This window comes from Pseudomonas sp. NFXW11 (assembly GCF_049887815.1).
GTDB lineage: Bacteria > Pseudomonadota > Gammaproteobacteria > Pseudomonadales > Pseudomonadaceae > Aquipseudomonas.
This window is the reverse complement of the sequence record NZ_JAGEKI010000001.1, coordinates 651693-667592: the sequence shown is the minus strand read 5'-3', so window position 1 is coordinate 667592 and position 15900 is coordinate 651693. Positions and strand designations below refer to the sequence as shown.

Here is a 15900-nt window from a genome sequence, read left to right as displayed (position 1 = left end):
GGGTCTGGGTCTGGGCCTGTTGCTGCTGATGGCCCCGGCCTGGGCCCGGCCGCTGGCGCGCTATTGCGATTACCCGGTGTACCCGCCGATTTCCTGGAGCGATGGCCAGCAGGTGCGCGGCCTGGCGCCGACCCTGGTGCGCCAGGTGCTGGAAGGGCTGGGTTATGAGGTGCAGATCGTGGTGCTGGGCAACTGGAAGCGCTGCCTGCTGGACGCTGCCGCCGGCCGGGTGGATGTGGTGCTGGCCTACAGCACCGGCCAGCGCCAGCAGGACCTGCTGTTCTCCCGGGTGCCGGTGCTGCGTGAAGAGGTGGCACTGTTCGTCAATCGCCGCCGGCCGCCGCACTTCCTCCAGTTGCAAGACCTCACCGCCTACCGTGGCGGGCTGCTGTTCGGCGAAAGCTACGGCCAGGACTTCGACCGCGAGGTGGTGCAGCACGGCAATATCGAGTGGGTGTCCAGCAGCCAGCAGAATTTCGGCAAGCTGATCCGCCAGCGCATCGATTTCATTCCCCATGAGCGCCGCACCGGGCAGCTGTTTATCGAGCGCTTGCCCGGTGCCCAGGACATAGTCGCCTTGCCCCAGGCGGTGAGCGTCGACTACCTGCGCCTGGCCCTGTCGCGCCAATCGCCGCTGGCCCCGCGCATGGCCGAGATCGATGCACGCCTGCAACAGTTGAACGACAGCGGCGCCATCCAGCGCTGGCTGGAGCAGAGCCAGGCCGACTACCGCGCCATGCTCAAGGCGCAAGCGGCGGCTGCGCCATGATGCGCCTGCACCCCGGTGGCCTGCTGCGACGCCTGCTGCTGTTCATCCTGTTGTTCAGCCTGTGCTTCACCCTGATCGCCAGCGCGGTGCAGCTGTACTTCGAATACCGCCGGGAAATGCGCGATATCGACAGCCGCATGGAGCTGATCCGCGCCGGCTACCTGGGCAGCCTGGAGCGCAACCTCTGGGACCTCAACCAGGAGCAACTGACCGTGCAATTGCAGGGCCTGGTGGACTTTTCCGATGTGGCCCGGGTGCACCTGGTCAGCAGTGATTTCGACTTGCAGCAGGGCAGCGCCACGCTGATCGGCCCGCTGCGGGTGGAGCGTTTCCCCCTGGGCTATCAGCCGCCGTCGGGGCCACGGCGGGAGCTGGGCGAGCTGCAAGTCAGCACCGACCTGGGGGCGGTGTATCGGCGCCTGTATGCCACCGGGCTCACCAGCCTGCTGTGGATGGGGGTGTTTCTCTGCGGCCTGGCCCTGGCCCTGTCCGGGCTGTTCCATCGGCTGGTGACTCGGCACCTGGAAGTGCTGGCGGCGTTTGCCCGGCGCGTGGCTGGCGGTGATTGGCACGAGCCGCTGCACCTGGACAAGCGCCAGGGGGGCGAGGGCGATGAGATCGACACCGTGGCCCGGGCCCTGGACGAGATGCGCCGCGCCATCCTCGCCGATATCCAGCGCCGCGAGCAGGACCGCCTGGCCCTGCAGGACAACCGCGACGAACTGCAGAAAAGGGTCCAGCGGCGCACCGCCAGCCTGCTGCGGGCCAAGGACGAAGCCGAGGCCGCCAACCGCGCCAAGTCGCGTTTCCTGGCCACCATGAGCCATGAACTGCGCACCCCGCTCAACGGCATCCTGGGCATGGCCGAACTGCTGCGCGACGCGCCTCTGGGCCGCCAGGACCGGCAGCGCCTGCAGGCCCTGCACAAGGCCGGCGAAGGCTTGCTGACGATTCTCAATGAAGTGCTGGCCTTCGCCCGCCTCGAAGAGGGCCAAAGCCGCCCTGAAGCCCGGGACTTTTCCCTGCGCCAGCTGCTGCAGGAAGTCACCACCCTGTTGAGCCCCCGGGCGCTGGAACATGGCACTGCGCTGGAACTGCAGGTGGACCCGCAACTGGCCCCGCTGCAGCACGGCGCCGAGCAGTACCTGCGCCAGGTGCTGAGCAACCTGCTGGCCAATGCCATTCGTTTTACCGAGGGCGGCTGGGTGCGGGTCGAGGTGCAGGTGTTGCCGGGTATGGGCCCCGGCCAGCAACTGCGCTGCTGCGTGCGCGACAACGGCATCGGTATTGCCGAGTCGATGCGCGAGAAGATCTTCGAGCGTTTCGTCCAGGCCAGCGACGAGGTCAGCCGGCGCTATGGCGGCACCGGCCTGGGGTTGGCGATCTGCAAGCACCTGCTGCAACAGCTGGACGGTCGCATCGGCGTCGACAGCGAGCTGGGGCAGGGCAGTTGCTTCTGGTTCGAGCTGGCCCTGGGCATTGGCCGCGAGCAGCCCTCGACGCCCGCGCGCTTGCCATCGCCGGTGGGGCTCAAGGTGCTGGTGGTGGAAGATGTGCCGCTCAACCGCGAGGTGGCGCGCGGCCTGCTGGAGCGTGACGGCCATCAGGTGTGGCTGGCGCCGGACGGTGAAAGCGCCCTGGAACTGTGCCGGCAGCAGGGCTTCGACCTGTTGCTGCTGGATGTGCACTTGCCGGGTATCAGTGGGGTCGAGCTGTGCCGGGAAATCCGTCGCCAGCCCGGGCCCAACCGCCAGGTGCGGATCTTCGCCCTGACCGCCAGCGTGCAGCCGTCCCTGGTGCGCGGTTACCTGGAGGCCGGCATGCAGGGCATTCTCGGCAAGCCCCTGCAGCTCGACAAATTGCGTCAGGTGCTGGCCGGGCAACTGCAGCCAGAGCCCGCGGACAGCACCGCCGCGCTCCTCGACAATGAGTTGCTGGCCACCCATCGCAGCCTGCTGGGGCCGCAGAAGTTGCAGGGCCTGCTGCAGGTGCTGGCCCACTCACTGGACCAGCAGCAACCCCTATTGGCCGAGGCCCTGGCCGCCGAAGACTGCACGGAAATCTTCCACCTGGCCCATCGCCTGGCCGGCAGCGCCGATTCCATGGGCTTCTGCGCCCTGGCCCAGGCCTTGCGGCAACTGGAAAGCGCGGCCCAGGCCCAGGATCGCGGGGCGCTGGGCAACCTGACGCCGACCGTGGAGCAGGCCTGGCAAGCGTCCCGGGCCTTGCTGGAGGAGTTGCTGGGGGCTTGAGCGACAAAATCCTTACGACTTTTTACATCTTCGATCTTTTGCGTCAAACCCACCTTACATGGCTTTCCAATAATCGCTGAAGCCGCGCTCGCCGCGGCCCTCGAAGCTTATTGGAGATAATAATAATGAACTGCCTGCAAGCCGCTTCCGCCTCCCGCACCACCCGATCTTCCCGCGCCCTGCGCCTCACTGACTGCTGAGGTGCGCCATGACCACCCGTACTGAACGTAAAGGCATTCAACTGACCCGCTCCTTGAAGAGCCGGCATATCTTCATGCTGTCCCTGGGCGGCGTGATCGGCACCGGGCTATTTATGGGTTCCGGGGTAACCATCAACCAGGGCGGCCCCTGGGGCGCGATCCTGTCCTACTTGGTAGCCGGGTTCCTGATGTACCTGGTGATGGTCTGCCTCGGCGAGCTGTCGGTGCAGATGCCGGTGTCCGGCTCGTTCCAGGCCCACGCCACGAAATACATAGGTCCGGCCACCGGTTTCATGATCGGCTGGGTGTACTGGATGAGCTGGGCCACCACCGTGGGCCTGGAATTCACCGCCGCCGGCATGCTGATGCAGCGCTGGTTTCCCGCGGTGCCGATCTGGTACTGGTCGGCGCTGTTCGTGGCCTTGCTGTTCGGCATCAACGCCCTGGCCACCCGCGCCTTCGGCGAGGCCGAATACTGGTTCGCCGGGGTCAAGGTGCTGGCGATCCTCAGCTTTATCGTGGTGGGTGCGCTGGTGATCTTCGGCGTCATCCCGCTGCCCAACAGCGTGCCGGCACCGATGTTCGACAACCTCAAGGGCGACTCGCTGTTCCCCAACGGCTTGCCGGCGGTGTTCGCGGTGATGATGACCGTGGTCTACGCCTTCCAGGGTTGCGAGATCATGGGCGTGGCGGCAGGGGAGACTGACCAGCCGGAGAAGAGCATTCCCCGGGCGGTGCGCAATGTGGTGTTCCGCGTGCTGATCTTCTATGTGCTGGCGGTGATGGTGCTGGCGGCGATCATTCCCTGGCAGCAGGCCGGGCTGGTGGAAAGCCCCTTTGTCCAGGTGTTCGACATGGTGGGCATTCCCTACGCCGCCGACCTGATGAACTTCGTGATCCTCACGGCGATTCTCTCGGTAGGCAACTCCGGCCTCTACGCCTCCACGCGCATTCTCTGGGCCATGTCGAAGAACGGCATGGCGCCCAAGGCCCTGTCGCCCCTGAGCCGGCAAGGCGTACCGCTGCGCGCCCTGGCGGTGACCCTGTGCTTTGCCCTGATTTCGCTGATGACCAGCTTTATCGCCGCCGACACCCTGTTCATGGTGCTGATGGCAGTCAGCGGCATGGCCGGCACCGTGACCTGGATCGTCATTGCCCTGGCCCAATACCGCTTCCGCCGCCAGTTCCTGGCCGAGGGCGGCCAGCTCGAACAGCTCAAGTACCGCGCCCCCTGGTTCCCCCTGGTGCCGCTGCTGTGCATCGTGCTGTGCAGCTCGCTGTTCGTGTTCCTGGCCCTGGATGAAACCCAGCGCCCCTCCCTGTACTGGGGCTCGGGCTTTATTGCCCTGTGCTATGGCGCCTACTTCCTGATGCAGCGCAAACGCCAATTGCAGCCCGCCACGGCGCTCTAGCATCGAGCTGCACGTAGGAGCCGGCTTGCCGGCGAAGAGGCCCCTGAGCCTTGTGCCGCTCTTGCGGACGCCTTCGCTGGCAAGCCAGCTCCTACACGCCGGTAGCTGCACCTTGGTGCTTTGTCGAGGGTTGTTCGAAGTTGTAACAGCCCTCTCGCAACAACGTCCAAACCTCCGAATATTTTCAAATAAAAACAATGGGATACATCAATTTTCAGGCTGCATTCAGTCTCCGCTCCAGCCAATTGCCGCCTTGTTGAACACTCGTTTAGTATGGCCCCACTCCCTCATCCCAAACACAATAATTCGAGGACGCACATGAGCCCTTCATCATCCCTGCAGATTCGGCTCGAAGCCGGCGTAGCCTGGATCACCCTCAACCGTCCGGAGCAACGCAACGCCCTGGACATCCCCACCCTGCAAGCCCTGCACGCACAGCTCGAACGCTGCAACGCCGACCCCGCGGTGCGGGTGCTGGTGCTCACCGGCAGCGGCCGCAGTTTCTGCGCTGGCGCCGACCTGGCGGAGTGGGCCGCGGCCGAGGCCCGGGGCGCCCTGGAAAGCTACGGCTGGACCGAAACCGCCCATGCCCTGATGAGCCGCCTGCACAGCCTGGACAAACCCACCATCGCCGCCATCAACGGCACCGCAGTGGGCGCCGGCATGGACCTGAGCCTGTGCTGCGACCTGCGCCTGGCCGGGCAATCGGCGCGTTTCAAGGCCGGCTACACCAGCATGGCCTACTCGCCGGATGCCGGCGCCAGCTGGCACCTGCCACGGCTGATCGGCAGCGAACAGGCCAAGCGCCTGCTGTTTCTCGATGAACTCTGGAGCGCCGAACGGGCCCTGGCAGCGGGGTTGGTGGGTGAAGTTTGCGCCGACGAACAATTGCTGGCCGTGGCCGGGGAGCTGGCGGCACGCCTGGCCACAGGCCCGACCTTCGCCTACGCCCAGACCAAGCGGCTGATGCGCGAAGGCGCTGAACGCAGCCTGGCGCAGCAGCTCAAGGCCGAGCTGGCGGCCGGGCTGCTGTGTGGACGCAGCGCCGACGGCGCCGAAGCCCTGCGCGCCGCCACGGAAAAACGTCCACCCCATTTCACCGGGCTGTAGGCGCGGCCGGGCGGCGTTCCGTTTGCCAGCCAAGACTCCTACGAGAAACGCAAGATCCGCAGCTTTTGCACCGTCACTCAATCACAGGTAGCGCCATGAATTTCCAACTCAGCCAAGAACAAGAAATGTTGGTGGACGCGGTACGCAGTTTTGTCAGCAAGGAGTTGCTGCCCCACGAAGAAGCGGTGGATCGCGCCGATGAAGTGTCGGCCGACCTGGCCGGGGAAATCCGCAGCAAGGCCATCGCCGCCGGTTTCTATGCCTTCAACATGCCCGAGGAGGTGGGCGGTGGCGGTCTCGACTACCTGTCCCAGGCGCTGATCGAACGCGAGCTGGCCAAGTGTTCCTGGGCCCTGCATGTGTTCGTTGCGCGGCCGTCGAAAATCCTTATGGCCTGCACCGGCTCGCAGATCGGCGACTACCTGCTGCCCTGCGTGCAGGGGCGCAAGGTCGACTGTTTCGCCTTGACCGAACCTGGGGCCGGCTCCGATGCCAATGCGATCAAGACCCGTGCGGTGCGTGATGGCAGCGACTTCGTGCTCAATGGCAGCAAGCATTTCATCAGCCATGCCGGGCACGCGGATTTCGCCATCGTGTTCGCGGTCACCGGCACCTATGAGCACAATGGTCGCCAGCGCAACGCCGTGACCGCCTTCCTGGTGGACCGCGACACCCCAGGCCTGACCATTCGCCGTGGGCCCAAGTGCGTGAGCAACCGCGGCTACCACACCTTCGAGATGTTTTTCGACGACTGCCGGGTGCCGGCCAACAAGGTGCTGGGGGAGGTGGGCAAGGGCTGGGACGTGGCCAATGCCTGGCTCACCGCCGGGCGGGTGATGGTGGCCGCCAACTGCGTGGGCCAGGCCCAGCGCGCCCTGGATGCCTCCCTGCAATGGGCCGCCGACCGCAAGCAGTTCGGCCAGGCCATCGGCAGCTACCAGGGGGTGTCGTTCAAGCTGGCGGACATGGCCACGCAGATCCGCGCCGCCGAGCTGCTGACCCTGCACACCGCCTGGAAGATGGACCAGGGCAGCATGACCGATGGCGAGGCCGGCATGGCCAAGCTGTTCGCCAGTGAAGTGCTGGGCCGGGTGGCCGACGAGGCGGTGCAGATCTACGGCGGCATGGGCCTGATGGATGAAGGGCCGGTGGAACGCATCTGGCGCAATGCGCGGATCGAGCGCATCTGGGAAGGCACCTCGGAGATCCAGCGCCACATCATTTCCCGTGAACTGCTGCGCCCGCTGATGCGCTGAGCCTGTGGAGATTGACCATGAATGCTTCTCTGCGTGACAACCTCAAGCGCCTACTGGCGCCCCGGCACCTGGCGTTTGTCGGCGGCCGCAGCATGGCCCGGGCCCTCAAGCGTTGTGCCCAAGGCGGTTTTGCCGGGCCCCTGTGGCTGGTCAACCCGCAGCATGCCGAGCTGGAAGGCGTGCCCTGCGTGGCCAGTATCGAGCAACTGCCCTGCGCCCCGGATGCGGTGTTTATCGCCACCAACCGCGAGCTGACCTTAAGCTGCGTGGCCGAGCTGGCGGCCAAGGGCGCTGGCGGGGCCATCTGCTATGCCTCGGGTTTTGCCGAATCCGGCGCCGAGGGCCAGGCCCTGCAACGGCAACTGCTCAAGGCCGCGGGAGACATGGCCCTGCTGGGCCCCAACTGCTACGGCCTGCTGGACTACCTACACAACGCCGCGCTGTGGCCGGTAGCCCACGGTGGCAAGGCGGCGCAGCGCGGCGTGGCGGTGCTGACCCAGAGCGGCAACTTTGCCTACAACCTGTCCATGAGCGACCGCTCGCTGCCAGTGGCCTATATGGCCTCGGTGGGCAATCAGGCGCAGCTGGGCATCGCCGAGCTGATGGACGTGCTGCTGGACGAGCCCCGGGTCACGGCCATCGGCCTGCACCTGGAAGGCCTGAAGAATGTGCCGGGCTTTGCCCGGGCGGCGTACAAGGCCCTGGAAAAGGGCATTCCGATCATCGCGCTGAAGACCGGGGTGTCGCAGATCGGCACCGAGCTGGCCTTGAGTCATACCAGTTCGCTGTCGGGTTCCGATGCCTTGTACGACGCACTGTTCCAGCGCCTGGGGGTGATCCGCGTCAGCGGCCCGGTGAGTTTTGTCGAAACCTTGAAAGCCGCCTCCTGCGGCCAGTTGCCTAGCGGCCCGAGGCTGCTCGCCCTGGCCTGTTCCGGTGGCGATGCCGGGTTGATCGCCGACTACGCCGAAGGCAACGGCCTGAGCCTGCCGCCGCTGGACGCCGGGCAGTGCGTCGAGCTGGCCCGGGTACTGCCGCGCTACGCCAACCTGGTCAACCCGCTGGATTTCACCACCGCCATCTGGGGCGATGCCCAGGCCCTGCAATCCATGCTCGATACCGCCCTGGGCAGCGAGGCCGATGCGGCCATGCTGGTGCTGGATTACCCGGCCGAATTCACTGGTGAGCGCAAGGAGTGCGACCTGTTGCTGGAGCTGTTCTGCGCCGCGCTGCAAGGTTATGGCCGGCGCGGTTTTGTCACTTCGGCCTTTCCCGAGCTGCTGCCGGCCGCCGCTCGGGAACGCCTGCATGCCCTGGGCATTCCGGCCCTGCAAGGGGTGGAGGAGGGATTGGCGGCCTGGGGCCGGATAGTCACTTATCAAGGACGACGCCAGGCGCTGCTGGAACTGGGTGAAGCGGCGCTGGTGCCGCTGTGCCCGCAGGCCTTTGAAGGCCCGGCCGAGCTGCTGGATGAATGGCAATCGAAACAGGCCCTGGGCAGTTTTGGCTTGCCGATTCCGCAGGGTGTTTTGAGCACTCCGGAACAGGCCCTCGGCGCCGCCGCGGAGGTGGGTTATCCGTTGGTACTCAAGGCGCTGAGCGCACAGTTGCCGCACAAGACCGAAGCCGGGGCCGTGGCCCTCAACCTGCAGCACCCGGAAGCCCTGGAAGCGGCCCTGCGCCTGATGCGCACGCGGATCGCCGAGCATGCGCCCGGCGTGGCCTTTGACCGGGTGTTGCTGGAGCCCATGGCCGCGCCGCCCCTGGCGGAGCTGATTGTTGGCATCAAGCGCGAGAACGACTTCGGCCTGGCCCTGGTGATCGGTGCTGGCGGGGTGCTGGTGGAACTGCTCAAGGACAGCCGCAGCCTGCTGTTGCCCACCACTGAAGGGGCGATTCGCCAGGCCCTGCTGAGCCTGCGCAGCGCAGCCTTGCTGCAGGGCTTTCGCGGGCGTCCGGCAGCCAACCTGGAGGTCCTGGTGGCGGCCATCGGCGCGGTGGCGGCTTATGCGTGCGAGCACGCCGGGCACTTGCTGGAGCTGGATGTGAACCCATTGTTGGTCGGTGCTGAAAGCACCGTCGCGGTCGATGCGCTGATCCGCCTTGGCCAGGCTTGAGGAGAGAGACATGCACAATCAGACCTTGACCGGTGGCCAGGCCCTGGTGCGGCTGCTGGCCGGCTACGGCGTCGACACGGTATTCGGCATTCCCGGGGTGCACACCCTGGAGCTGTATCGCGGCCTGCCCGGCAGCGGTATCCGCCATGTACTGACCCGCCATGAACAGGGCGCGGGGTTCATGGCCGACGGTTACGCTCGGGTCAGTGGCCGGCCCGGGGTGTGTTTCGTGATCAGCGGCCCGGGGGTGACCAATATCGCCACCCCCATCGGCCAGGCCTATGCCGACTCGATTCCGCTGCTGGTGATTTCCAGCGTCAACCACAGCGCCAGCCTGGGCAAGGGCTGGGGCTCGCTGCATGAAACCCAGGACCAGCGCGCCATCACCGCGCCGATCACCGCCTTCTCGGCCCTGGCCCTCTGCCCGGAAGACCTGCCGGAGTTGATTGCCCGGGCCTTTGCCGTGTTCGACAGCCAGCGCCCGCGGCCGGTGCATATCAGCGTGCCCCTGGATGTGCTGGCGGCCCCGGTGGCCCGAGACTGGACCGGCGAGGTGGCGCGGCGCCCACGGCCAGGCCCGGCGGCGGCCGCGGATATCCAGGTGGCGGCGGACAAGCTGCGCAGCGCCCAACGGCCGATGATTATCGCCGGCGGTGGCGCGCTGCACGCCGCCGAGCCGTTGCAGGCCCTGAGCCGTCGCCTGGGGGCGGTGCTGTTCAGCAGCGTCGCCGGCAAGGGCCTGCTGCCGGACGACGCGCCGCTGAATGCCGGTGCCACCTTGTGCGTGGAGCCCGGCTGGCAGTTGATCGCCCAGGCCGATGTGGTGCTGGCGGTGGGCACCGAGATGGCCGACACCGATTACTGGCGCGAGCGCCTGCCGCTGACCGGCGAGCTGCTGCGGCTGGATATCGACCCGCGCAAGTTCAATGATTTCTACCCCTGCTCGGTGGCCTTGCAAGGTGACGCCCAAGCCACCCTGGAAGCACTGCTGCAGGCCTTGCCGCAACAGGCCCAAGCCGCCACGGCGGCAAGCCAGGCAGTGGCCGAGTTGCGCCGCGCGGTGCAGGACGGGCAGGGGCCCTTGCAACAGATTCATCGCTCGATCCTGCAGCGGATTGCCGCCGAGCTGCCGGAGCAGGGCTTTATCGCCAGCGACATGACCCAGCTGGCCTACAGCGGCAACTACCTGTACCCGACTCGGGCCCCGCGCAGCTGGTTGCACCCCACCGGCTACGGCACCCTGGGCTACGGCCTGCCAGCGGGCATTGGTGCCAAGCTCGGCGCCCCCGAGCGGCCGGGGCTGGTGCTGGTGGGCGACGGCGGTTTTCTCTACACCCTGCAGGAACTGGCCACCGCGGTGGAAGAGCTGCGCAGCCCGCTGGTGGTGCTGCTGTGGAACAACGACGCCCTGGGGCAGATCCGCGATGACATGCTCGACCTGGACATCGAGCCCATTGGCGTGCTGCCGCGCAACCCGGATTTTGCCGCCCTGGCCCGGGCCTTTGGCTGCAGCGTCAGCCAGCCGGCCAGCCTCGACGCCTTGCAGCAGGAGCTGCGCAGCGGCTTTGCCCGCAACGGCGTGAGCTTTATCGAACTCAAGCACGCTTGCGCGCGCTGAAGCCCTGACCCCTTTTCTGGAGCATGCCATGCGCTATTCCAAGCTGACCCAACGTATCGCCGGCGACGGCGCCGCCGCCTGGGACATTCACTACCGGGCCCTGGCCAAGCGCGAGCGCGGCGAGCCGGTGTGGCTGCTGTCGGTGGGCGACCCGGATTTCGACACCCCGCAGCCCATTGTCCAGGCGGCCATCGACAGCCTGCACGCCGGGCATACCCATTACGCCGACGTGCGCGGCAAGCGTGCCCTGCGCGAGGCCATTGCCCGTCACCATCAGCGGCGCAGCGGCCAGGCGGTGGACGCCGAGCAGGTGGTGGTGCTGGCCGGCGCCCAGTGCGCGCTGTACAGCGTGGCCCAGTGCCTGCTGGACCCGGGCGACGAGGTGATAGTCGCCGAGCCGATGTACGTCACCTATGAAGCGGTGTTTGGTGCCTGCGATGCCCGGGTGGTGCCCTTGCCGGTGCGCGCCGAGGACGGCTTTCGCCCACGGGTGGCCGAGGTGGCCGCGCGCATCACCGGCAACACCCGTGCCCTGGTGCTCAACAGCCCGCACAACCCCTCGGGGGCGAGCATTCCCCGGGCCACCTGGGAGGCCCTGGCGGCGCTGTGCATCGAGCATGACCTGTGGCTGATCTGCGACGAGGTCTACAGCGAGCTGCTGTACGAGGGCGAGCATGTCAGCCCGGCCAGTTTGCCGGGCATGGCCGGGCGCACCGCGACCCTTAACAGCCTGTCCAAGTCCCATGCCATGACCGGCTGGCGCCTGGGCTGGGTGGTGGCGCCGATGGCGCTTGCCGCGCACCTGGAGAACCTGGCGCTGTGCATGCTCTATGGCTCGCCGGAATTTATCCAGGACGCCGCCATAGTCGCCCTGGAGCAGCCCTTGCCGCAGTTGCGGGAAATGGCTGAGGCCTACCGCCAGCGCCGCGACCTGGTGTGCGACTGCCTGGCCGATTGCCCGGGCGCACGGCCGCTGAAGCCGGATGGCGGCATGTTCGTGATGGTGGATATCCGCGCCACCGGGCTCAGTGCCCAGGCCTTCAGCAAACGCCTGCTGGACGACCATGGCGTTTCGGTACTGGCCGGCGAGGCCTTTGGCCCCAGTGCCGCCGGGCATATCCGCCTGGGGCTGGTGCTGCAGCCGGAAGGCTTGCGCGAAGCCTGCCGGCGGATCGCCCGCTGCGCTGAAGATTGCCTGGCCCAGCGGGCCGCTCCTGCCACTGTGCACACTGTTTGAGGACGCTTTATGAATGTGTTGATCGTTCACGCCCACCCCGAGCCGAACTCCTTTACCGCCGCCCTGCGGGACCAGGCGCAGCGCACCTTGCAGGACCAGGGGCATCAGGTGCAGGTCAGCGACCTGTATGGGATGGGTTGGAACCCGGTGGCCAGCGCCGCGGATTTCGCCCAGCGGGAGAACCCGGACTACCTGGTGTATGCCCTGGAACAGCGCCTGGGGGTGAAGAACGCCAGCATTGCCGCCGACATCCAGGGCGAGCTGGAAAAACTGCTGTGGGCCGACCTGCTGATCCTCAACTTCCCGGTGTTCTGGTTCTCGGTGCCGGCCATGCTCAAGGGCTGGATCGACCGGGTGCTGGTGTCCGGCGTGTGTTATGGCGGCAAGCGCTTCTATGACCAGGGCGGGCTGGCGGGCAAGAAGGCCCTGGTGACCCTGACCCTGGGGGGGCGCGAGCATATGTTTGGCGAAGGGGCGATTCATGGGCCGCTGGAGGACATGCTGCGCCCGCTGCTGCGCGGCACCCTGGCCTATGTCGGCTGTGAGGTGCTGGAGCCTTTCGTGGCCTGGCATGTGCCCTACATCAGCCACGAAGCGCGGGAGGACTTTCTGCACAGCTACCAGCAGCGCCTGCAGGGCCTGATGAACGAAGCGCCGCTGGTGTTTCCGCGCCTCGATCAGTTCGACGAGGCCCTCAGGCGCAAGCGCTGAGCGGCAAGCTCCAAGCTCCAAGCTCCAAGCTTGAGGCTTGCCGCTTGAAGCTGCTTCTCAGAAACGCAGGGTGGCGCCTGTGGTCAGCCAGCGTTCGCGGCCTTCGGTCAGGTGCTGGCCGAGGATCAGGTCCAGGTCCAGGTGCTGGCCCACATGCAGGCGCGGCCCGGCCTGCCAGCCTTGTTCGCCGCCGCGCTGGCCATAGCGCTCGGCGATCAGGGTCAGGCTTTGCACCAGGTCGTATTCGACCCCGCCGCCCCAGGTTTCACGGTGCTTTTGCTGGCCGTCGTCATAGGCGTGGCTCCAGCCGGCATTCAGGTTCAGCCGCAGGCGCTCGCTGGCGCTGAAGGTCAGCGGCAGGCTCAGGTCGCCGCCGTCGAAACTATGCTGGCGGTGGGTCGCCCAGTGCGCGGAACCGGCCAGGGCCAGTTGCAGGCCCAGGTCTTCGCGGTTCAGCAGTTGCAGCTTGATTTGCGGGCTGAGCTGGGTTTCGCCATGGCCGTCGGCCTGTTGGCGCTGCAAGGCCGCGCCCAGTTGCACCCCGGGCAACTGGCTGAAGGTACAGGCCGGGGCGAGCACGCTGCCGTGGGTGGAACCCTGGTGGCGCTGGCTCTGGTACCAGAGGTCCACATTGCATTCGCCAGGGGCATTGATGGCGCCGTCGTCCACCACATAGGCACCACCCGCGGCCTGGGCCTTGGAACACAGGGCCAGGGTGGCGGTGGCGCCGGCGGTGAGGGCGAGGAACAGCAGGTTGCGCTTGAGCATGCGGGTCTTGGCCGCAGGCAGGGACTGGCCCCAGGCATTGGAGCGCGAGGGGCGGTGTGGACGGTGGTGGGACATGGCAACTTTCCTTGGGTGACAGGCAGGGAAGGGCGCCGGGGCGTTTGGGCCCGGGGCGTGGTGCTTGGCAATGGCCGTGGATGGGTTATCAGGTAGGCGCGGGCGCGGGGCGGCTAGGGATCGTCCACCGACAGGCAGCGAATGCCACGGGCCCGGGCCTGGGCCAGCAGCTCTTCGGTGTCGTCGCCACCGGGCAGGGCGAGGACGATATCGGCGCGGCTGTCGGCCAGCATAAAAGCGTTGCGCAGGCGCTCGGCGTGCTTGCCGTGCATCTGCCAGTTGGGCGGGTAGCGGACGATATCGGCACCGGTTTCCCGGGCCCAGTCCTCGATCTGCGCGCCGAGGAACTGGCTGCCGCCATGGATCACCACCCGCACCTCATGCAGGCGCTGGAAGGCCTGCAGCACCTGGCGGCACAGGCGGCCGTTGCTGTAGTGGCGGCCGGCACAGATCAGTACGCGCATGGGTTGTGCTCCTGATGGCTGGCCACTGGCGTGGTAGCGGCCTGGTGTTCGCGCTCCCGCTCCCCGGCACGCTCCAGGGCCGGGTAGGCCAGGGCGGCGATATGGTGGTGAACCCGGCGATAGTCCCGCAGCAGACGCTGGAAGATATCCCCGGACTCGGCCCAGGCGCTCTGGTCCTCGCGCAGCTGGCGAAAGTGCTCGCGGCCGGCGGCGGCTTCCAGGCGCCGCACATTTTCCTTGCGTGCCAGCAGTTGGTGGGCGGTGGGCAGGTCTTCCCGCAGGAACACGGTAACGGCCAGGCTCAGGCTTTCCAGCAATTCCTGGTGCAAGGGGTAGAGGGTGCCCAGCTCGAAGGCCGAGAACGGCTCGCCGCGGCGCAAACGTCGTGCCGCCAGTTGCGCCAGGCTGCTGGCGAGAATGTCGCCGGCGTGCTCCAGGTTGATCACCAGCAGGAGGATCTCCTGGGAGCGGTCGGCGTCCTGGTCGCTGATGCCTTCCTGGCCGATGTCCGCCAGGTAGGCACGGATTGCCGCGCTGAGCAGGTCCAGGGACTGGTCGGTGTGGCGCACCTGCTCGGCATGGCCGAGGTGGGCGCTGCGCAGCAGTTGCAGCACCCGGTCGAGCATGCCCGAAAGCATGTCGGCCATGCGCAGGGCTTCCCGGGCGGCGTTGGCCAGGCCGATATTGGCCACTTCCAGGCCGGCCTGGTCCAGGTACAGCGGCATGCCCGGGTCGCTGGCCACGGGTGGCGCCGGCAGCAGCCGGGTCAGCAGTGTCGCCAGGGGCCCGGTGAGGCCGATAAACAGCAGGCCCAGCACCAGGCTGAAGGCGCTGTGCAGCAATACCACCAGCAGTTGCGGTGGCAACTGAGCGATGCTTTCCAGCTGAGCCAAGTAGGTGATCCACGGCATAACCAGGGCCACCCCCAGCAGGCGCACCAGCAAGTTGCCCAGGGGCAGGCGCCGGGCCACGTTGCCGTCGGCGCCCAGCAGCGCCGGCAGGGTGCCGCCCAGGTTGACCCCCAGCACCAGGGCCATGCTGGTGGCTGGCGACAGCAGCCCGGTGGCGGCCAGGGAGGCGATCAGCAGCACTACGGCGACGCTGGAATGGCACATCCAGGTCAGCAGCATGGCCACCAGCAGCGCCAGCAGCAGGTCGCCGTCGAGGCTGCTCATCACCAGCTGGAACACAGGCGTGTTTTCCACCGCCTTGAGGGTCGAGCCCAGCTGGCCCAGGGCCAGGAGCATCAGGCCCAGGCCGATCAGCGCGCAGCCGAGGCTTTCCAGGCGCGAATCGTCACGCAGGCGCAGGCCGAGGAAACCGCACAGCAGCAGGATCGGCGCCAGCAGCGACAGGTCGAGGCTGAGCAGTTGGACCACCAGGGTCGAGCCGATATTGGCCCCCAGCATCACCGCCAGCGCCGGGGCCAGGCCCAGGGTGCCGGCGGCGCTGAAGGAACTGGCCATGAGGCTCACCGCGGTGCTGCTTTGCAGGACCCCGGTGATGCCGATGCCGCACAGCAGCGCCAGCCAGCGGTTGTTCAGGTGTTGCCCGAGCCAGCGCCGCAGCGGGCTGCCAAAGCCTCGCAGGAGTGAGCCGCAGATCATCTGCGAGCCCCACAGCAGCAGCGCGATGGCGCCGGCCAGGTTGATCAGAAGAGTGGTGCCCGACATGAGTATTCTCCCGGGACTGTCTGGGCTTCAGGCAATCGCCAGCCGCACCGAGGCGCGGGTGATGGCGGCGCTGGCGCCCAGTAGCAAACGAATTTCAACCGCGCTCAACAGGCCGCGGACATACAGCCGGACGCTGAGCCGGGTCAGCAGGCCGGCGCTGGCGCTGAGGCAATAGACCAGTAGTGCGCGGGGCGCACGTTGTAGCGATGCAAATGGCTGAAAGTGCATGGCGCGGCTC

General features: G+C 67.2%; 13 protein-coding genes. 9 read left to right on the top strand and 4 right to left on the bottom strand.

All coding sequences use genetic code 11. The features are described 5' to 3' along the window. Positions 1-28 precede the first annotated feature (28 nt). The 9 genes from J4P02_RS02870 (at position 29) to J4P02_RS02830 (ending at position 12682) form a co-directional block, all read left to right on the top strand. Positions 29-769 carry a substrate-binding periplasmic protein gene (locus tag J4P02_RS02870; RefSeq protein ID WP_426187723.1) on the top strand — a complete coding sequence of 247 codons (741 nt, stop codon included), beginning with the start codon at positions 29-31 and terminating at the stop codon, positions 767-769. Then, positions 766-3021 carry an ATP-binding protein gene (locus J4P02_RS02865; protein WP_426187562.1) on the top strand — a complete coding sequence of 752 codons (2256 nt, stop codon included), beginning with the start codon at positions 766-768 and terminating at the stop codon, positions 3019-3021. The genes J4P02_RS02870 and J4P02_RS02865 overlap by 4 nt, the downstream gene beginning before the upstream one ends. A 208-nt stretch (positions 3022-3229) precedes the next feature. After that, positions 3230-4633: an amino acid permease gene (locus tag J4P02_RS02860; RefSeq protein ID WP_426187560.1), complete on the top strand. Its 1404-nt coding sequence runs from the start codon at positions 3230-3232 to the stop codon at positions 4631-4633. Positions 4634-4951: 318 nt separating this feature from the next. Continuing rightward, positions 4952-5743, top strand: coding sequence for an enoyl-CoA hydratase/isomerase family protein (locus J4P02_RS02855; protein ID WP_426187558.1), 792 nt, complete (start codon positions 4952-4954; stop codon positions 5741-5743). 95 nt (positions 5744-5838) lie between these two features. After that, positions 5839-6999: an acyl-CoA dehydrogenase family protein gene (locus tag J4P02_RS02850; RefSeq protein WP_426187556.1), complete on the top strand. Its 1161-nt coding sequence runs from the start codon at positions 5839-5841 to the stop codon at positions 6997-6999. A 17-nt stretch (positions 7000-7016) separates the two neighbouring features. Further along, on the top strand, positions 7017-9116 hold the full coding sequence (locus J4P02_RS02845; RefSeq protein ID WP_426187554.1) for an acetate--CoA ligase family protein: 2100 nt from the start codon (positions 7017-7019) through the stop codon (positions 9114-9116). 10 nt (positions 9117-9126) lie between these two features. Continuing rightward, a complete protein-coding gene (locus tag J4P02_RS02840; RefSeq protein WP_426187552.1) occupies positions 9127-10734 on the top strand; it encodes a 5-guanidino-2-oxopentanoate decarboxylase in 1608 nt (535 codons plus the stop codon). A 28-nt stretch (positions 10735-10762) separates the two neighbouring features. Continuing rightward, positions 10763-11971 carry a pyridoxal phosphate-dependent aminotransferase gene (locus J4P02_RS02835; RefSeq protein ID WP_426187550.1) on the top strand — a complete coding sequence of 403 codons (1209 nt, stop codon included), beginning with the start codon at positions 10763-10765 and terminating at the stop codon, positions 11969-11971. 9 nt (positions 11972-11980) lie between these two features. Further along, on the top strand, positions 11981-12682 hold the full coding sequence (locus tag J4P02_RS02830; protein WP_426187548.1) for an NAD(P)H-dependent oxidoreductase: 702 nt from the start codon (positions 11981-11983) through the stop codon (positions 12680-12682). A gap of 57 nt (positions 12683-12739) precedes the next feature. Here the strand turns inward: J4P02_RS02830 and J4P02_RS02825 are convergent, their stop codons facing one another. From J4P02_RS02825 to J4P02_RS02810, 4 genes are all read right to left on the bottom strand, one after another. Continuing rightward, complete coding sequence (locus tag J4P02_RS02825) at positions 12740-13525, bottom strand: hypothetical protein (protein WP_426187546.1); 786 nt, start codon at positions 13523-13525, stop codon at positions 12740-12742. Positions 13526-13638: 113 nt separating this feature from the next. Beyond that, positions 13639-13989, bottom strand: coding sequence for an SLOG family protein (locus tag J4P02_RS02820; protein WP_426187544.1), 351 nt, complete (start codon positions 13987-13989; stop codon positions 13639-13641). Then, on the bottom strand, positions 13977-15662 hold the full coding sequence (locus tag J4P02_RS02815) for a Na/Pi cotransporter family protein (protein WP_426187542.1): 1686 nt from the start codon (positions 15660-15662) through the stop codon (positions 13977-13979). Before J4P02_RS02815 ends, J4P02_RS02820 begins: the two co-directional genes overlap by 13 nt. A 27-nt stretch (positions 15663-15689) precedes the next feature. Next, a complete protein-coding gene (locus tag J4P02_RS02810) occupies positions 15690-15890 on the bottom strand; it encodes a hypothetical protein (protein ID WP_426187540.1) in 201 nt (66 codons plus the stop codon). Positions 15891-15900 lie beyond the last annotated feature (10 nt).